Consider the following 18,393-nt stretch of genomic DNA (forward strand, 5'->3'; position numbering starts at 1 on the left):
TTATGAACTTAAGATCGATAAAAAATAAACTACCTTTTAAAATAGCAACAAATATTTATGTAATTATTTTAACTGTATTTGTTATTTGGATGCTTTTTTTTGATGAAAATTCTTACCTTACACATAGAGAGTTTAATAAAGAAATTGATAAACTAGAAGTTTGGATAGAATATCATGAAGAAAAAATCAAAAAAGACAAGAAAACTATTGAAAAACTTCAAACACCTATTCAACTACAACGTTACGCTCGTGAAAGATACTTGATGAAAAAGGAAAATGAAGATATTTATATTATAGAATTTGATACGATACCCAAATAATGAGTGATTATTTATTTAACGATTTTCAAGAAATTAGCGCTGCTCAATGGAAGCAGAAAATTCAAGTTGACCTTAAAGGCGATGATTATAATGACACGCTACTCTGGAAAACCGATGAAGGAATTACCGTTAAACCCTTTTATACTAAAGAAGACCAAACAAATATAAGCACAAATGCCCCTGAAAAAGGATTTACTATTTGTCAATCTATTTATATTGAAGAAGCAAAAAAAGCAAATTCTTTTGCGATTGATTCTTTAAAAAGAGGTGCTAAAGCAATCGAGTTTAAAGCAAAAATTCCTTTTAATTATAAAGAGCTTTTAAAAGATATAGATGTAAAAAACACCTTACTTTACTTTAATTTTAAATTTTTAACTCCTGATTTTATTATTGAAATTTCAAAATTTGTAAACTCAAAAAATTGTTATTTTAATATTGATCTTATTGGTAATTTAGCAAGTACAGGAAATTGGTTTAGCAATTCTAGTAACGGAATTAAAGAACTTAAAAAAATAATAGAAAGTGCTGATAATGCTATTTGTATTAACACTTCTATATATCAAAATGCGGGTGCAAATAGCACGCAACAATTAGCTTACACCCTTGCACATGCTAATGAATATTTAAATTATTTCGGAAATAAAATAGCACATCAAATTCATTTTAACTTTTCAGTAGGAAGTAATTATTTTTTTGAAATAGCAAAACTTAGAGCTTTCCGAATTTTATGGGCTGCACTTTTAAAAGAGTACGATGTTACTAATAATAAGGCACATTTATTTGTAAAACCAACATCAAGAAATAAAACATTATACGATTATAATGTAAATATACTTCGTACAACATCAGAATGTATGAGCGCAATTTTAGGAGGTGCTGATACTATCAGTAATATTTCTTATGATGATATTTTTCATCATTCAAATGAATTTGGAGAACGAATTTCTAGAAATCAACTTTTAATTTTACAGCAAGAATGTGAATTATCTGATGCTCAAAATTTTGCTGATGGCACTTATTATATTGAATCAATTACCAAACAACTAGCACAAAATGCTTTAATCGTATTTAAAACAATCGAAAAAGGTGGCGGATTTTTAAAACAATTGAAAGAAGGTAATATTCAACGAAAAATTAAAGATTCTTCGGATAAAGAACAAGCAAAATTTGATGCTGGCGAATTAGTTTTAGTGGGTTCTAATAAAATACAAAACAATAAAGATTTAATGAGTAATAAATTATCTCTTTATCCTTTTATAAAAATCAGAAATGATAAAACGCTTATTCTACCTATTATTCAAAAAAGACTAACTGAAAAGCTAGAACTAAAAAGGTTAGAAGATGAGTAGAAAAGACCTATCAAAAATACAATTAGATATAAATAAAAAATCAACTGTTGAAAATAAACAACATGAAGATTTTATAGCAGGTATTGCACCTTATTTACGAGGTCCTTACGCAACAATGTATGTTCGAAGACCTTGGACTATTCGTCAATATGCAGGATTTTCTACGGCAAAAGAAAGCAATGACTTTTACAGAAAAAACTTAGCAGCAGGTCAAAAAGGACTTTCTGTTGCTTTTGATTTAGCTACACATCGTGGTTACGATTCAGATCATGAACGTGTACAGGCTGATGTTGGTAAAGCAGGTGTAGCTATTGATTCGGTAGAAGATATGAAAATTCTATTCGATCAAATTCCTTTAGATAAAATGTCTATTTCAATGACTATGAATGGTGCTGTTTTACCTATTCTAGCATTTTATATTGTAGCTGCAGAAGAGCAAGGTGTTGCTCCTGAATTATTATCAGGAACTATTCAAAATGATATTTTAAAGGAGTTTATGGTGCGTAATACATACATTTATCCTCCTAGCCCATCCATGAAAATTATTGCAGATATTTTCGAATATACATCTGAAAATATGCCAAAATATAATTCTATTTCTATTTCTGGTTATCATATGCAAGAAGCTGGTGCTACTGCTGAAATTGAATTAGCATATACTTTAGCTGATGGATTAGATTACATCCGAAAAGGTTTAGAAACAGGTATGGATATTGATACTTTTGCACCAAGATTATCTTTTTTCTGGGGAATAGGAATGAATCATTTTACAGAAATAGCAAAAATGCGTGCTGCAAGAATGTTATGGGCAAAAATTGTACAACAATTTAATCCTAAAAACCCAAAATCATTAGTATTAAGAACACATTGTCAAACAAGCGGATGGTCTTTAACAGCACAAGACCCGTTTAATAATATAACCCGTACAACAACAGAAGCAATGGCTGCGGCATTTGGCGGAACACAAAGTTTACACACAAATGCTTTAGATGAAGCAATTTCTTTACCTACCGATTTTTCAGCACGTATTGCACGAAATACTCAAATATTTTTACAAGAAGAAACACACATTACGAAAACAGTTGACCCTTGGGCTGGAAGCTATCACCTAGAAGAACTAACCGAAGATATTAGTAATAAAGCTTGGGAATTAATTCAAGAAATTGAAGAGTTAGGTGGCATGACAAAAGCCATTGAAAAAGGAATTCCTAAAATGCGTATTGAAGAAGCTGCCGCTAAAAAACAAGCAAAAATAGACAGTGCTCAAGATGTAATTATTGGTGTTAATAAATATCCGTTAGAAAAAGAAGATCATTTGTCAATTTTAGAGATTGATAATGAATCTGTAAGATTATCTCAAATAGAGAGATTAAATGATTTAAAATCGAAAAGAAATCAAATTAAAGTAAAAAAATCTTTAGCAGATTTAACTGAATGTGCAAAATCAAAAAAAGGTAATTTATTAAATTTAGCAATAAAAGCAGCCAGAAACAGAGCTACTTTAGGTGAAATTTCTGATGCCTTAGAAAGTATTTTCGGACGACATAAAGCAGTACATAAAACTATTTCAGGTGTGTATAGTAAAGAAATAAAAGACGACAAATTATTTAAAAAAGCATCTGAATTTGCCGATAAATTCGCAGAATTAGAAGGAAGAAGACCTCGAATAATGATTACCAAATTAGGACAAGATGGTCATGACAGAGGTGCAAAAGTAGTTGCAACAGGCTATGCTGACTTAGGTTTTGATGTCGATATTGGTCCTTTATTTCAAACTCCACAAGAAGCAACAAAGCAAGCTATTGAAAATGATGTTCATATTTTAGGAATTTCATCATTAGCTGCAGGACATAAAACATTAGTGCCTCAAGTAATTGAAGAACTAAAAAAATACGGTCGTGAAGATATTATGGTTATTGTTGGGGGCGTAATTCCCGCACAAGATTATCAATTCTTATTCGACGCAGGGGCTGTTGGTATTTTTGGTACAGGTACTAAAATTGCACAAGCCGCTATTGAAATGTTAACTATTTTAATTGATAGTATAGAAGAATAAAATTATGAAAATACAATTCATCGACAGAAAATCAGGAAATAAAATTACCGAAACACCACCTGGTGAAGGTTTTTTAAATTTATTATACAATAATCCATTTGGAAAAATGGCACTTTTACCAATTGCAAAACGTAAATTTTTATCTTCTTGGTATGGAAAACGAATGGACAAACCTAATTCGGTTACTAAAATTAAAGGCTTTGTAAAGCAATTAAATATTGATATGAACGAAGCTCAAAAACCAATAGAAGATTATGTTTCTTTTAATGATTTTTTCTACAGAAAACTAAAACGAGGCGCACGTCCTATTGAAAACGGATTTGTTTCTCCTGGAGATGGAAAAATGTTGGCTTTTGAAAACATTGCTGATATTGATAAGTTTTTTGTAAAAGGACGACAATTTACACTAAAAGAATTTTTAGGAAATGATACTTTAGCCGAAAAGCATAAAAATTCATCGTTAATTATTTTAAGATTAGCGCCAAATGATTATCATCGATATCATTTTCCGTTTAAAGGAACTCCTTCAAAAATGACCAAAATAAAAGGAGATTATTTTTCAGTTTCACCCTATGCCCTAGCATCTAACTTTACAAAAGTTTTTTGCGAAAACAAACGAGAATACTGCATTTTATCATCCGAAGTAAAAGGAGATATTATTGTAGCTCCTGTTGGTGCAACTATGGTTGGGAGTATTATAGATACATACACACCAAACTCACCTGTAAAAAAAGGTGATGAAATGGGGTATTTTGCTTTTGGAGGATCTACTGTTGTTTTAATTGTTGATAAAAATAACTTAAAAATAGATGCCGATATTTTAAAAAACACCAAAAACCGCATTGAAACATTTGTTAAAATGGGTGAAAAAATTGGTTTATAATTCTTTTTACTTTAACGTTTTCTTTCTTTAAAAATGATTAAAATCTTAAACATATTAACGCATTAATACGTAAATTTGCACAGTTTTATACTTAGCAGATTTACAGATGAAAAAAATCATTGACATTCTTTACTCTACCCGCTTAACGGCTGTATTATTTTTAATATTTGCCGTAGCTATGGGAGTTGCCACTTTTATAGAAAATGACTTCGGAACACAAACCTCTAAAGCACTTGTTTACAATACTTGGTGGTTTGAATTAATAATGATATTTTTTGTAATTAATTTTTTTGGAAATATTTTTAGATATCGTTTATATAAAAAAGAAAAATGGTCTGTATTATTATTTCACATCTCTTTTTTATTGATTTTAATTGGTGCAGGAATTACCCGTTATATTAGTTTTGAAGGTTTAATGATTATTGATGAAGGAGAAACTACCAATACTTTTTTATCTGATATTAATTATTTAAACGTAGTTATTGATAATAATGAGTTTCAAAAAGAAACAAATAATAAATTATTATTAACTGCTTTAGGAAGTAATTCTGCAAATTTTACAGAATATTTTCAACCTAAAAAAGATAGTGAAAACTACAAAATAAATTTTAATCTTGTTGATTATATTCCTTGGGCGGAAGAAAAATTAGTTGAAGATGAAAACGGTATTGAGCATCTTAAATTTGTAGAAAGTTCTAGCGGAAGCAGACACGAACACTATATTAAACGAGGTACTATTCAAAATATTCATAATATTTTAGTTGGGTTTGATGCAAAAGGAGATGGCGCTAATATTAATATATTTAAGCAAAATGACTCTTTAAAAATACAAACTAAAGCTGCGGGTAACTATCAAGTTATGGCTACTCAAAGAAAAGGATTGGTTAAAAAAGATACAATTCAACATTTTAATCTTCGTTCTTTATATCAAGTTTCAGGACTTCCATTTGTAGTTCCTGAACCACCTGTTAAAGGAGAAATGAAAATCCTTAGAGGTGAAAAAAATGACCAAAAATTTGATATGGTTATTTTTGATGTTACTTTTAATGGAAAAACAGAACGTATTAACTTAACTGGTGGAAGTTTCAATGTAGAAGGAAAAGAACAATTTAGTATTGACGGTTTAAATTTTAGAGCTTGGTATGGTTCTAAACAACGTAAAACTCCTTTTAGTGTTAAATTAAATGATTTTCAATTAGAAAAATATCCTGGTTCAGAAAATGCAGCTTCATTTGCAAGTGAAGTTACTATTATAGATAAAAAAGAAACTTTTGATTTTAGAATCTTTATGAATAATATTTTAGACTATAAAGGATACAAATTATTTCAATCTAGTTATAAAATTGAAGGTGATAAAGAACAAACTCACTTATCTATAAATCATGATTTTATTGGTACTTGGGTTACGTATATGGGTTATTTCTTATTATTCTTCGGTTTAATTGCCTCATTACTTGTTAAAAACACACGTTTTGATCATCTAAAAAATTCATTAGAAAAAATCAGAAAAAAGAAAACAGTACTTTCTATTTTACTGTTATTAACAGCTTCTTTAAGTTTTTCTCAACATAAAACATCGGCATCTCAAAAAGTATCTGATGCTCAAATTGATTCTATTTTACAAAAATCAGTAGTTAATAAAGAACACGCCGCTTTATTTAGTGAATTAGTAATACAAGATACTGGCGGACGTATGAAACCCGCCCACACTTTTGCTTCTGAATTAGTTAGAAAAGTAGCGCATACAAATAATTTTAAAGACTTAACACCTAGTCAAATTTTAGTATCAATTACAGAATCTCCAATGTTTTGGTTAAATGTTCCTTTTGTTTATCTAGAAGAAGGAAACACCAAAATCCGTGAAATATTAAGCGTTCCTGAAAAAGCAAAATATGCTCGTTTTATTGATTTTTATGATAGTAATGGTACTTCAAAAATTAGTGATTTAGTTGTTGAAGCTCAAAAGAAAAGAATTCAAAGTAAATTTGAAAAAGATGTTATAAAAATAGAACGTAGAGTTTGGTTACTTTCTCAAGCGTTAGGTGGTGGAATTTTAAGGATCTATCCTATACCTAATAATGATGAAAATAAATGGGTTTCACAACCTGAAACATCAGAAGCAAACTTTAAAGGAACAGATTCTGTTTTTGTAAGACAATCTTTACCTGTATATTTTCAATTATTACAAGAATCTAAAAAAACTGGTAATTATACAGAAACTAATAAAATTTTAGACGGAATTAAAAAGTTTCAAAGAAAATTTGGATCTGAAGTTATTCCTTCGGATGATAGAATTAAATTAGAAATTGCTTATAATGAAGTAAATATATTTGTTAAACTTTCTAAATATTACGGATACGTAAGTTTATTAATGATTGTATTTGTATTTTTTCAAATATTCAATAATAAACCTTGGATTAATTATGTAGTAAAAGGTTTAATTGGTATTGTAATTATACTGTTTATCGCGCATGTTTTAGGATTAGCTTCTAGATGGCATATTAGTGGAAATGCACCTTGGAGTAATGCTTATGAATCAATTATATTCGTAGGACTTGCAACGATGTTATTTGGTTTATTGTTAGGGAAAAATTCATCTTTAACTATTGCTGCAACAACATTTTTAACAGCGATAATTCTATTTTTTGCACATCAAAACTGGTTAGATCCTGAAATTGCAAACCTACAACCTGTATTAAATTCTTGGTGGTTATATGTACATGTATCAATTATTGTAGCTAGTTACGGTCCTTTTTCTTTAGGAATGATTTTAGGGATTTTCTCTTTATTCTTAATAGTTTTCACAAACAAAAAGAATAAAGTTAAAATGAATCTTCATTTAAAAGAATTAACTATAATTAACGAAATGGCAATAACCGTAGGTTTAATTATGCTTGTTATAGGTAACTTTTTAGGTGGTATGTGGGCTAACGAAAGTTGGGGTCGTTATTGGGGATGGGATCCTAAAGAAACATGGGCTTTAGTATCAATTATGGTATATTCTTTTGTGTTACATATGCGTTTAATTCCTGGATTAAGAAGTCGATTTACCTTCAATTTGTGGTCTATATTAGCTTATGCTTCTATAATGATGACCTATTTTGGTGTAAACTTTTACTTATCAGGATTACATTCATACGCAAGCGGAGACAAGGTAATTACGCCTGCTTCAGCATATTACTCAGTTGGTTTTGTTTTTATTCTTGGGACACTTGCTTGGCTTAAATATAAAAAGTTTTATAAAAAATAAACTCAGTAATTATTTTAACAGAAAAATGTACTTTTGTGCGTAGATTAAAAAGAAAAAAACATGTTCAATAAAAACATAAAACTAATTATAGCTGGATTAATATCATTATGGGCTATTTATGAATTTTCTCAAATTCATATAATGAATGGAATTTCAATTCTTTTACTAGCGGGTATTTTCGTATTTTTCTATTTTAAAAACGAATTTATTTTACTTGCCTTTATGGAATTGCGTAAACAAAATTTTGAAGGAACTAAAAAATGGTTAGATCGTATTAAAGACCCAGCTACAGCATTAATTCCAAAACAAGAAGGTTATTATAATTACTTACATGGAATTATGTTAAGTCAAACAAACATAACTCAAGCCGAAAAATTCTTAAAAAAAGCAGTAAAACTTGGTTTAGCAATGGATCATGATTTAGCTATGGCAAAACTACAATTAGCAGGAATAGCAATGACTAAGCGTAGAAAAAGGGAAGCTACTATTTTAATGACAGAAGCTAAAAAATTAGATAAGCACGGTATGCTTAAAGAACAAATGCAAATGATGAAACAACAAATGAAGAAAATTTAAGTTTTGTTTAATATTTTGTACTTTTGAAATTAAAAAAATTATGCTAAAAAAAATAGCTTTAAAAGCTTTTGAAAAATATGCTTCTCGATGGGTTGTTTTAATTGTAGATATACTTTTGGTCTGTATATCTTTTATTTTAGCATATACTGTTCGTTTTAACGCTAGTTTAAATTTTGATCTTAATAACTTATATTATCAAGTCCCTTTTATAGCATTTATAGCACTAATAAGCTTTCTTACCGTTGGATCTTACCGCGGTATTGTAAGACATACAGGTACACGCGATGCTTTTAACGTTTTTATTGGTGTTACTTTACTTTCAATGATAACTATTAGTATTGTTTTAATAAATAATACATTTAACATCGTTCCAAGTTTTACAATTCCTAAATCGATTGTAATTATTCATTATTTAATTTCTATTTTAGTTTTAATTATTAGCCGCTATGTATTTAAAGCTTTTTTTGAAATAATATCTACAGAGTTAAAAACGATTACAAATGTATTAGTTTATGGAGCTGGAAATTCTGGATTAATAACCTACGGTGCTTTAAATAGAGATACCGAAAACAAATATGAAGTATTAGGTTTTATTGATGATAATGAAAAAAAGACTGGAAAAAAAATAGATAGAATTCGTATTTATAATAGTACAACTATCAATAAAGAATTCATCGAAAGTAAAGAAATTGATGAAGTTATTATTTCTATCCAAAATATAAAATCTGAAAAACTACTTTACCTTACTGATAGATTATTAGACTTAGGTGTTAAAGTTAAAATTATACCTCCACTTTCAAAATGGATTGATGGAGATTTAGAAGCAAATCAGATTAAAAGCATTAAAATAGATGACTTATTAGATAGGAAACCTATTTCAATAGACAATCCTATAGTTCAAAGAGATGTAAATGACAAAGTTATTTTAGTTACTGGAGCTGCTGGATCTATTGGTTCTGAAATTTCAAGACAACTTAGCTTATATAAACATAAACATTTAGTACTGATTGATCAGGCGGAATCAGCCTTGTATGATCTTCAACAAGAACTTCTTCAAGAAAACAGAAAAAATATTACATTTATAGTTGCCGATGTAAGAGATGAAAAAAGAATCTCAGAAATTTTTAAACAACATAAACCTCAAAAAGTTTTTCATGCTGCTGCTTATAAGCATGTCCCTTTAATGGAAACAAGTCCTTATGAAGCTGTTAAAATAAATATTGCAGGTACAAAAAATATTGCTGATTTATCAATAAAATATAATGTTGAGCGTTTTGTAATGGTATCAACAGACAAGGCAGTAAACCCAACAAATGTTATGGGTGCTACTAAAAGAGTTGCAGAAATGTACATCAGTTGTTTAAGTCATTCTGAAAATCACACAACAAAATTTACAATTACAAGATTTGGAAATGTTTTAGGTTCTAACGGTTCTGTTATTCCTCTTTTTAAACGTCAAATTGAAAATGGTGGACCTTTAACTGTTACTCATAAAGATATTACACGTTATTTTATGACCATACCTGAAGCTTGTTGCTTAGTACTTGAAGCAGGTACAATGGGTAATGGTGGGGAAATTTATATTTTTGATATGGGTAATTCTGTAAAAATCTATGAAATTGCTAAAAGAATGATTCATTTATCAGGATTAAATTTTCCAGAAGATATTGATATAAAAATAACTGGATTAAGACCTGGTGAAAAATTATATGAAGAGCTTTTAGCAAATGGAGAAAATACAACACCAACCTACCATGAAAAGATAATGATTGCTAAAAACCAAAAACTAGATACATTAGTTATTAGTAATAAAATATCAGATTTATGTATTGCGAATAAAGAACATAATAATCAAAAAACAGTACAACTTATTAAATATATTGTTCCTGAATACAAATCAAAAAATTCAGTTTACGAAAAATTAGATATTACAAAAGGTTAAAAATTTATCTAAAAAAATATATTTTAAGTCTAGTTTATTGAAATTATCTGGTAACAATAAAAAGCAGATGATATATAAATATATCATCTGCTTTTTATTATTCTAAAAAATAGTATAATTTGGTTTTAGTCAATATATTTTTAACAAAATTTCACTACTCTTTCCAAAGCCATACCTCTTGACCCTTTTATCAAAATAGATTTTTTATTTAAAGGATTTTCTTGCAAATAGTTCTTTAAGTCATCAAAAGTCTTAAACGTAAAGTGTTTATTTTCTGTTTTATAAAAATTTTCACCTACAAAAAATAATCTATCAAAATTAAAACTTGTAGCTAAATCAACAATCGATTGATGTTCCTTATCACTATATTCACCTAATTCAAACATATCACCAAGAATAATTACTTTAGAATTAGCACTAAACACTTTAAAGCTTTCTAATGCAGCTTTCATACTTGTTGGATTTGCATTATATGCATCAAGTATTATTTTATTACAATCAGTATCAATTACTTGTGATCGATTATTTGAAGGAAAATAGTTTTCAAGAGATTCTTTAATTTTTTTTACAGGAACATTAAAAGAAGTACCAATAGTAATAGCAGCACATATATTCGAAAAATTATATGTTCCAATTAAATTTGTCGCTATTTGTATAGATTTAAATGATAATTTCACAAACGGACTTGCATCAAGAAGAATAAGTGAATCTTCAAATAAAATTATCGAAGCATTTTTAGTTTTTTCTATCTGAATAGCATCTTTTGAATTTACGAAAACCTTTTTATTGTTTTTAATTAAATAATCATACAACTCTGATTTTGCCTTTACAACACCTTCTAAAGAACCAAAACCTTCTAAATGTGCACTTCCAAAGTTAGTAATATACCCGTAATCTGGATTTATCATTTTTGATAAAAAAGCAATTTCATTAAGGTGATTTGCACCCATTTCAACAATTCCTATTTCGGTAGCTTTCGTCATCGATAATAGTGTTAATGGCACTCCTATATGGTTATTTAAATTACCCTTTGTAGCTGTTGTATTATATTTTGAAGATAATACTGTATTAATTAACTCCTTAGTTGTTGTTTTTCCGTTACTACCTGTTATAGCAATAATAGGAATTGCTAACATTTTACGATGATAACTAGCCAACTCTTGAAGTGTTTTTAAAACATCTTCAACCAAAATAATAGCATCAGAAGTTTTAAACTCAGACTCATCAATAATAGCAAATTTAGCACCTTTTTTTAATGCATTATTAGCAAATTTATTTCCATTAAAATTATCACCTTTTAAAGCAAAAAACAAAGTATTTTTTCTGATATTTCTTGTATCCGTGTCAACTAAACCATGTTGAATATATAATTTATATAAATCTGCTATCTTCATATTGTAAAAATAAAAAACCTCATTGAAAATTCAATGAGGTTTTAGTATATAAAATTTAATCGTTTATCTTTTATTCATTGAATATTTTGGTGTAGGTGTCTTACGTTTATTCAACATCATTGGTCCCATTTTATCAGTAGCACATCTAAAACCGATAAAGTTTGTAGCCATATACTCTGGAAAATATCTTCTTTGAGCTGGATCTAACCAATACTCTCTATCTGCCCAAGCACCACCTTTGTAAACTCTAGATTTATCACTAATTAAAGTAGCTCTTGTTTTTGAATCATACTTATAGTTATCAACTACATTACCTAAAGAATCTCTATCTGCTTCAGGTTTTTCAGGTGAGTTATACATTCTAGACATCTCTCCTAATTGATCTTTATCTAATTGATAATCCTTAGAAGAAGCTTGATCTCCATCTCCTAAACTTGAATTATCTGCTAAATTATAGTTTCTTCTCATATAAGTATCTTCCTTCGTTATAGGAATAAACTTAACACTACCAGGTAATTCTTTTGGTACGATTCTTCCGTTTTCTAAAGTATCATATTCTATTTCACCTAATTCATCACCAACAATAACTACTTTACCATTCTGATCTATTAATTTTTTAGTAAAAATATTTCCTCTAAAATAATTAAAATCATTTGCTTCAGAATCAATTATAGGACGATATACATCTTGTACCCATTCTGCAACGTTACCTGACATATCAAATAATCCGAAAGCATTTGGAGGATAACTTGCTGCTGCATTAGGAATATCCGATCCATCACTACTCCAACCTGCAATACCACTATAATCTCCTTTTCCTTGTTTAAAGTTTCCTAATTGGTCACCTCTTCTTCTTTTATCTCTATCACGAGTATATTTACCGTTCCAAGCATATTTTTTTCTACCACGGATATTGTTATACTCACGGTTTTCAAAAATTGCTTTTGCAGCATATTCCCATTCAACTTCAGTAGGAAGTCTAAATTTCTGAGCTAAAATACCATCTGATGAAGTAACTTGTCTTCCAGAAAACTTATCTTTATCTGGTTTAGGGTCTCCTTTTTTTCTTGGTACAGGAATTCCTTTTTTATAAATTGTTGAATCACCTTCAAACAATGCATATGGATTTGTTAAATAAGTATCAGTATCAAAATTATTTTTACCTTTAAAACTTAATGAATCTTCTTTAAAAATGTTTTTAATAACACCTTTATCCATTAGAATTTTTAAATTCACAGCATTTGTACGCCACTTACAATATTTATTAGCTTGTAACCAACTAACACCTACTACAGGGTATTCTGCATAAGAAGGGTGTCTTAAATAACTTTCTGATAATAAATTCGTATTTCCTAATCCTTTTCTCCAAACTAAAGTATCTGGTAAAACAGATTGATAAATATTTTTAAATTGAGCTTCTTCTGGAGGAAAAACATCTTTTGTATACTGCATAAATAAACCGTATTCAGCATTTGTAACTTCTGTTTCATCCATATAAAAAGAACGAACGTGCATTTTTTGAGGTGTAGTATTCCAATCGAACATTACATCATCCTGTACTAATCCCATAGTAAAACTTCCACCTTCTATGTGAGTCATTCCTGGGGGGATCTCTTTTCCTTTCTTATCTTCTCCTTTAATGTATCCACCATAATTTGGATCATTAAAGTTCCATCCGGTTAATGATGATTTACTTGAACTATTACTTTTACAGGAAGCAACTAATAATGTCGTGATAACCAATAAACTAAATAATTTTAACGTGCTTTTCATGTGTTTTTAACTATTTTAAGGCTGGCGCAATTTACAATATTTCTTATTCCTAACAACTAATTTATATATAAATTGAAACATAAACAGACTTATTCTTAAAATTAGAAACGAATGTTTTTGATATTTAGTATTAAAGTTATATTAAAAAAATAAAAAATAAAACTTTAAATAATATTATTTAGCTAATTACAAGAGTACTTTTAACTTAAAACATTAGAGAATAATTACATTTACAAATGAATTTATAAAAAATTACAATAATTAATTATACCTACCGTTTTACTTAAACCTATTAATTCACTTTTTATAAGAAAACCTTATATTTGTTCAACTAAATAATTCAAAATATTACATGAAAAAATTAATCTTTTTTTTGTCTATTGCTTTTCTATCCTTTCAAATTAAAGCGCAAACTAAAACGCAAATTACAACAGCAACCCCGTTTTTATTAATATCAACTGATGCTCGTGCTGGGGGTATGGCCGATATAGGTGTAGCAACATCTTCAGATGCTTTTTCTATTTTTCATAACCCTGCTAAAACCGCTTTCAATAAAAATAAAGTAAGTGTTGGTTTAAATTACACACCTTGGTTAAGTAATTTAACTAATGATATATTTGTTGGAAATCTTTCATATGTTAATAGGTTTAAAGAAAATGCAGCTTGGGGAGTAGATGTTAAATATTTTTCTCTTGGAAAAATTGAGCTTAATAAGCTAGGTAATGATGATAAGCTTATTAATTTAGGTTATAAAAATCCAAGTGAATTTGCTATTACAGGTATTTACTCAATGAAATTAAGTGAAAAATTTTCAATGGGTATTGGCTTAAAGTACATCAATTCAAACTTAGATGTTGATGACAATAGTATTAGTGCTATAAATACTTTTGCTGTTGATGTTTCTGGTTATTATCAATCAGATGAAAGAAATTATGGGAATTTTAATGGTCGTTACCGTTTAGGTTTTAATATTACAAATATTGGTCCTAAAGTAGAGTATACTCCTGGAACTGAAAATTTTATTCCTACTAATGCTAAATTAGGTGGTGGTTTTGATTTTATAATCGATAGTAAAAACATATTAGGACTTAATTTAGAATTTAATAAATTATTAGTTCCTTCAACTCCAGGGTCAACTAGAGGTTGGTTCGATGGAATGTTCACTTCTTTAAGCGATAGACCTTTTAGTGAAGAGCTTCAAGAAACAACTTGGGCATTAGGTACTGAGTATTTATACAATAATGCATTTGCACTTAGAGCTGGTTATTTTCATGAAAGTAAAGAAAAAGGACAAAGACAATTTTTAAGCTTAGGTACAGGATTTAAAGCTAAAGCATTTAATATTGATTTATCATATTTAGTAAATACATCAGAAATTAATAATCCTTTAGAAAGCACATTACGCTTTTCTTTATCATTTGATTTAGGTGAACTTTACGACAATTATTAAAGTTTAGTTTTTTAATATCATAATATAAAAGCAGTCTTTTAAAAGGCTGCTTTTTTTGACTAAAACTATTTATTATGGAAAAATTAGAATTAAAAACTTCTGTTACCGTTTATGAAAATCTAGCCGAATTAACACAAGACGACACCCTATTAATGAACAAAGCTATTGAAGCAAGAACAAAAGCTTATGCTCCATATTCAAAATTTAAAGTTGGTGCTGCTTTTTTATTAGAAAATGGTGAAATTATCTTAGGAAATAATCAAGAAAATGCTGCTTATCCATCAGGAATGTGTGCCGAAAGAGTTGGTGTTTGGAAAGTTAGTTCGGAATTCCCTGGAATAAAAATAAAAAAATTAGCAATTACTGCTGCTTCGGAAAACTTAACGGTAAACAAACCTGTAGGTCCTTGTGGAGGTTGTAGACAAACATTATCGGAATATGAAATAAATCAAAAAGAACCGATAGAAGTATTATTTATGGGAGAAATTGGTAAAATTGTAAAAACAACTTCCCTCCTTTCTTTGTTACCTTTTTCATTTGATAGTTCTTACTTGTAATTAAATATCAACAATAAAAAGAAGATTAGTATTAATAATAACTAATTATACCCCTGTTTTTTTAAGAAATCTATAATTATATAAAAAAGAACATTCATTAAAGCTTAAATCTAATTTTAAATGCTTTACTTGTATTCTTAATCAAAAAAATTATAATGACATCAGCAGTAATTACAGGAACAGGTTCATACATTCCTTCTATCAAAAAAGAAAATAATCAATTTTTAGAAAGTTCATTTTTAAATGCTGATGGAACTTCTTTTAAAAATAATAATGCTGTTATTATTGAAAAATTTAAATCAATAACAGGTATTGAAGAGCGTCGTTATGCAAAAAATGAATATACTTCTTCCGATTTAGGTTATTTAGCAGCTAAAAAAGCTATTGAAGATTCTAATATCAATCCTGAAAATTTAGATTATATCATATTTGCTCATAATTTTGGTGATGTTAAAAAAGGTACAATCCAAAGTGATATGTTACCAAGTTTAGCGAGTCGTGTAAAACATTTATTACAGATAGAAAACCCGAATTGTGTTGCTTACGATCTTTTATTCGGATGTCCTGGTTGGGTTGAGGGTGTTATTCAGGCACAAGCATTTATTAAAGCAGGTATTGCAAAAAAATGTTTAGTTATTGGTAGTGAAACTTTATCAAGAGTTGTTGACAATTATGACCGTGATTCTATGATTTATAGTGATGGTGCTGGAGCTTGTATTTTAGAAGAAAAAGAAGATAGTAATAGCGGAATTTTAAGCCATGCTACACAAACATATACCAAAGAAGAAGCTTATTTTTTATTTTTCGGAAGCTCTTTTAATCAGAATTTAAATAAAGATGTTCGTTATTTAAAAATGCACGGGCGTAAAATTTATGAATTCGCCTTAAAAAATGTGCCCGAAGCAATGAAAACAGCTTTAGATAAAAGTGGTATTGAAATTGACGAGGTAAAAAAAATATTTATCCATCAAGCTAACGAAAAAATGGATGATGCCATAATTAAACGTTTTTATAAGCTTCATGAAAAAACCGTTCCTCAAGGAATAACCCCCATGACTATTCATGAGTTAGGAAACAGTTCTGTTGCCACAGTACCTACTTTATTAGATATGGTTTTGAAAGGAAATATAAAAAATCAGGAAGTAAAAAAAGGAGATGTAATCATTCTTGCTTCTGTAGGTTCAGGAATGAATATAAACGCAATTGTTTATCGCCATTAAAAAAGTTTAAAAAATCTAAAATCAAATACTTAAAATCTGAAACCTAAGTACTATTTTTGCGTATGCAACAACACAACGTACTTATTTTAGATTTCGGATCGCAATACACACAACTTATTGCACGCCGAGTGAGAGAATTGAACATTTACTGTGAAATTCATCCGTATAACAAAATTCCAACAAATTTAAACGACTTTAAAGCCGTAATTCTTTCTGGTAGCCCAAATTCTGTTCGTTCAGAAGCGGTTTTACATCCAGATTTAGCAGAAATTAGAGGTAAAAAACCTGTATTAGCTGTTTGTTATGGAGCGCAATACTTAGCTCACTTTTCTGGTGGATTAGTAGCACCTTCAAATACAAGAGAATATGGTAGAGCTAATTTATCTTTTGTAAAAGAAGGAGAAGCTTTTCTTAAAGGAATTTCAATAGGAAGTCAAGTTTGGATGAGTCATTCAGATACTATTAAAAATTTACCAACAAACGGAACTTTATTAGCAAGCACAAACGATGTAGAAAATGCTGCTTATAAAATTGAAGGAGAATCAACATACGCAATTCAGTTTCACCCAGAAGTATATCATTCTACAGATGGTAAACAATTATTACAAAACTTTTTAGTTGACATCGCTGATGTAGCTCAAACTTGGACTCCTGATTCTTTTGTTGATGAAACAGTTGCTGGTATAAAAGCAAAAGTTGGAAACGACAAAGTAGTTTTAGGATTGTCTGGAGGCGTAGATTCTACCGTAGCAGCTGTATTATTACACAAAGCAATTGGAGCAAACTTACACTGTATTTTTGTTAACAATGGTTTATTACGTAAAAATGAATATACCGATGTATTAAAGCAATACGAAGGAATGGGCTTAAACGTAAAAGGAGTTGATGCTTCGGCACGTTTTATGAAAGAACTTGAAGGATTAAGTGATCCTGAAGAAAAACGTAAGGCTATTGGTAAAGCTTTTATTGATGTTTTTGATGCAGAAGCAAATCAAATTGAAAACGCAAAATGGTTAGCTCAAGGAACTATTTACCCTGATGTAATTGAATCTGTTTCTGTAAACGGAGGTCCATCGGCAACTATTAAAAGTCATCATAATGTAGGTGGTTTACCTGACTTTATGAAGTTAAAAATAGTTGAACCTTTAAGAATGATCTTTAAAGACGAAGTTCGTCGTGTAGGAGCTTCTATGGGAATTGATAAAGACTTATTAGGTCGTCACCCTTTTCCTGGTCCTGGATTAGCTATTCGTATTTTAGGTGATATTACTGAAGAAAAAGTACGTATTTTACAAGAAGTAGATGCTGTTTTTATCAACGGATTAAAAGAAGATGGTTTATACGACAAAGTATGGCAAGCCGGAGCAATTTTATTACCAGTAAACTCTGTTGGAGTTATGGGTGATGAAAGAACTTATGAAAAAGTAGTTGCTTTACGTGCCGTTGAAAGTACTGATGGTATGACTGCTGATTGGGTAAATTTACCTTATGAGTTTTTACAAAAAATATCAAACAAAATAATAAATAACGTAAAAGGTGTTAACAGAGTTGTTTACGACATAAGCTCTAAACCACCTGCTACAATTGAATGGGAATAAATTCCTTACACTAAAAAGCTACTAG

13 protein-coding genes are annotated in these 18,393 nt (G+C 29.1%); 11 read left to right on the top strand and 2 right to left on the bottom strand.

Annotated elements, in window-relative coordinates:
* Positions 1-2 precede the first annotated feature (2 nt).
* The 7 genes from AB0T67_RS05055 (at position 3) to AB0T67_RS05085 (ending at position 10,376) form a co-directional block, all read left to right on the top strand.
* Complete coding sequence (locus AB0T67_RS05055) at positions 3-320, top strand: FtsB family cell division protein (protein WP_271231517.1); 318 nt, start codon at positions 3-5, stop codon at positions 318-320.
* Complete coding sequence (locus tag AB0T67_RS05060) at positions 320-1,669, top strand: methylmalonyl-CoA mutase subunit beta (protein ID WP_369219413.1); 1,350 nt, start codon at positions 320-322, stop codon at positions 1,667-1,669. The genes AB0T67_RS05055 and AB0T67_RS05060 overlap by 1 nt, the downstream gene beginning before the upstream one ends.
* Positions 1,662-3,725, top strand: coding sequence for a methylmalonyl-CoA mutase (scpA, locus tag AB0T67_RS05065; RefSeq protein ID WP_369219414.1), 2,064 nt, complete (start codon positions 1,662-1,664; stop codon positions 3,723-3,725). Before AB0T67_RS05060 ends, scpA begins: the two co-directional genes overlap by 8 nt.
* Positions 3,726-3,729: 4 nt before the next feature.
* A complete protein-coding gene (locus AB0T67_RS05070; RefSeq protein WP_369219415.1) occupies positions 3,730-4,608 on the top strand; it encodes a phosphatidylserine decarboxylase in 879 nt (292 codons plus the stop codon).
* A gap of 106 nt (positions 4,609-4,714) precedes the next feature.
* Positions 4,715-7,858 (top strand): cytochrome c biogenesis protein CcsA, encoded by a 3,144-nt coding sequence (ccsA, locus tag AB0T67_RS05075; protein ID WP_369219416.1) that lies wholly within the window; start codon positions 4,715-4,717, stop codon positions 7,856-7,858.
* Between the two features lie 60 nt (positions 7,859-7,918).
* The gene (locus AB0T67_RS05080; protein ID WP_369219417.1) at positions 7,919-8,434 is read left to right on the top strand and encodes a DUF2892 domain-containing protein; all 516 of its coding nucleotides are present in this window, start codon (positions 7,919-7,921) and stop codon (positions 8,432-8,434) included.
* Positions 8,435-8,474: 40 nt separating this feature from the next.
* Positions 8,475-10,376 (top strand): polysaccharide biosynthesis protein, encoded by a 1,902-nt coding sequence (locus tag AB0T67_RS05085; RefSeq protein ID WP_369219418.1) that lies wholly within the window; start codon positions 8,475-8,477, stop codon positions 10,374-10,376.
* 140 nt (positions 10,377-10,516) lie between these two features.
* Here the strand turns inward: AB0T67_RS05085 and AB0T67_RS05090 are convergent, their stop codons facing one another.
* Complete coding sequence (locus tag AB0T67_RS05090; RefSeq protein ID WP_369219419.1) at positions 10,517-11,770, bottom strand: UDP-N-acetylmuramoyl-tripeptide--D-alanyl-D-alanine ligase; 1,254 nt, start codon at positions 11,768-11,770, stop codon at positions 10,517-10,519.
* A gap of 63 nt (positions 11,771-11,833) precedes the next feature.
* Positions 11,834-13,543 carry a gliding motility lipoprotein GldJ gene (gldJ, locus tag AB0T67_RS05095; RefSeq protein WP_271231509.1) on the bottom strand — a complete coding sequence of 570 codons (1,710 nt, stop codon included), beginning with the start codon at positions 13,541-13,543 and terminating at the stop codon, positions 11,834-11,836.
* Positions 13,544-13,895: 352 nt separating this feature from the next.
* On the opposite strand from gldJ, the gene porV reads away from it, so the two are divergent.
* The 4 genes from porV to guaA all read left to right on the top strand — a co-directional run bounded on the left by porV (position 13,896) and on the right by guaA (position 18,368).
* Positions 13,896-14,993 carry a type IX secretion system outer membrane channel protein PorV gene (gene porV / locus AB0T67_RS05100; protein WP_369219420.1) on the top strand — a complete coding sequence of 366 codons (1,098 nt, stop codon included), beginning with the start codon at positions 13,896-13,898 and terminating at the stop codon, positions 14,991-14,993.
* 74 nt (positions 14,994-15,067) lie between these two features.
* Entirely contained in the window at positions 15,068-15,550 is a 483-nt protein-coding gene (locus AB0T67_RS05105) for a cytidine deaminase (protein ID WP_369219421.1), read from the top strand.
* Between the two features lie 155 nt (positions 15,551-15,705).
* Positions 15,706-16,770: a 3-oxoacyl-ACP synthase III family protein gene (locus AB0T67_RS05110; protein WP_369219422.1), complete on the top strand. Its 1,065-nt coding sequence runs from the start codon at positions 15,706-15,708 to the stop codon at positions 16,768-16,770.
* A gap of 62 nt (positions 16,771-16,832) precedes the next feature.
* Positions 16,833-18,368, top strand: coding sequence for a glutamine-hydrolyzing GMP synthase (gene guaA, locus AB0T67_RS05115; RefSeq protein WP_271231507.1), 1,536 nt, complete (start codon positions 16,833-16,835; stop codon positions 18,366-18,368).
* Positions 18,369-18,393 lie beyond the last annotated feature (25 nt).

It is taken from the genome of Tenacibaculum salmonis (assembly GCF_041053065.1).
Classification (GTDB): Bacteria; Bacteroidota; Bacteroidia; order Flavobacteriales; family Flavobacteriaceae; genus Polaribacter; species Polaribacter pacificus_A.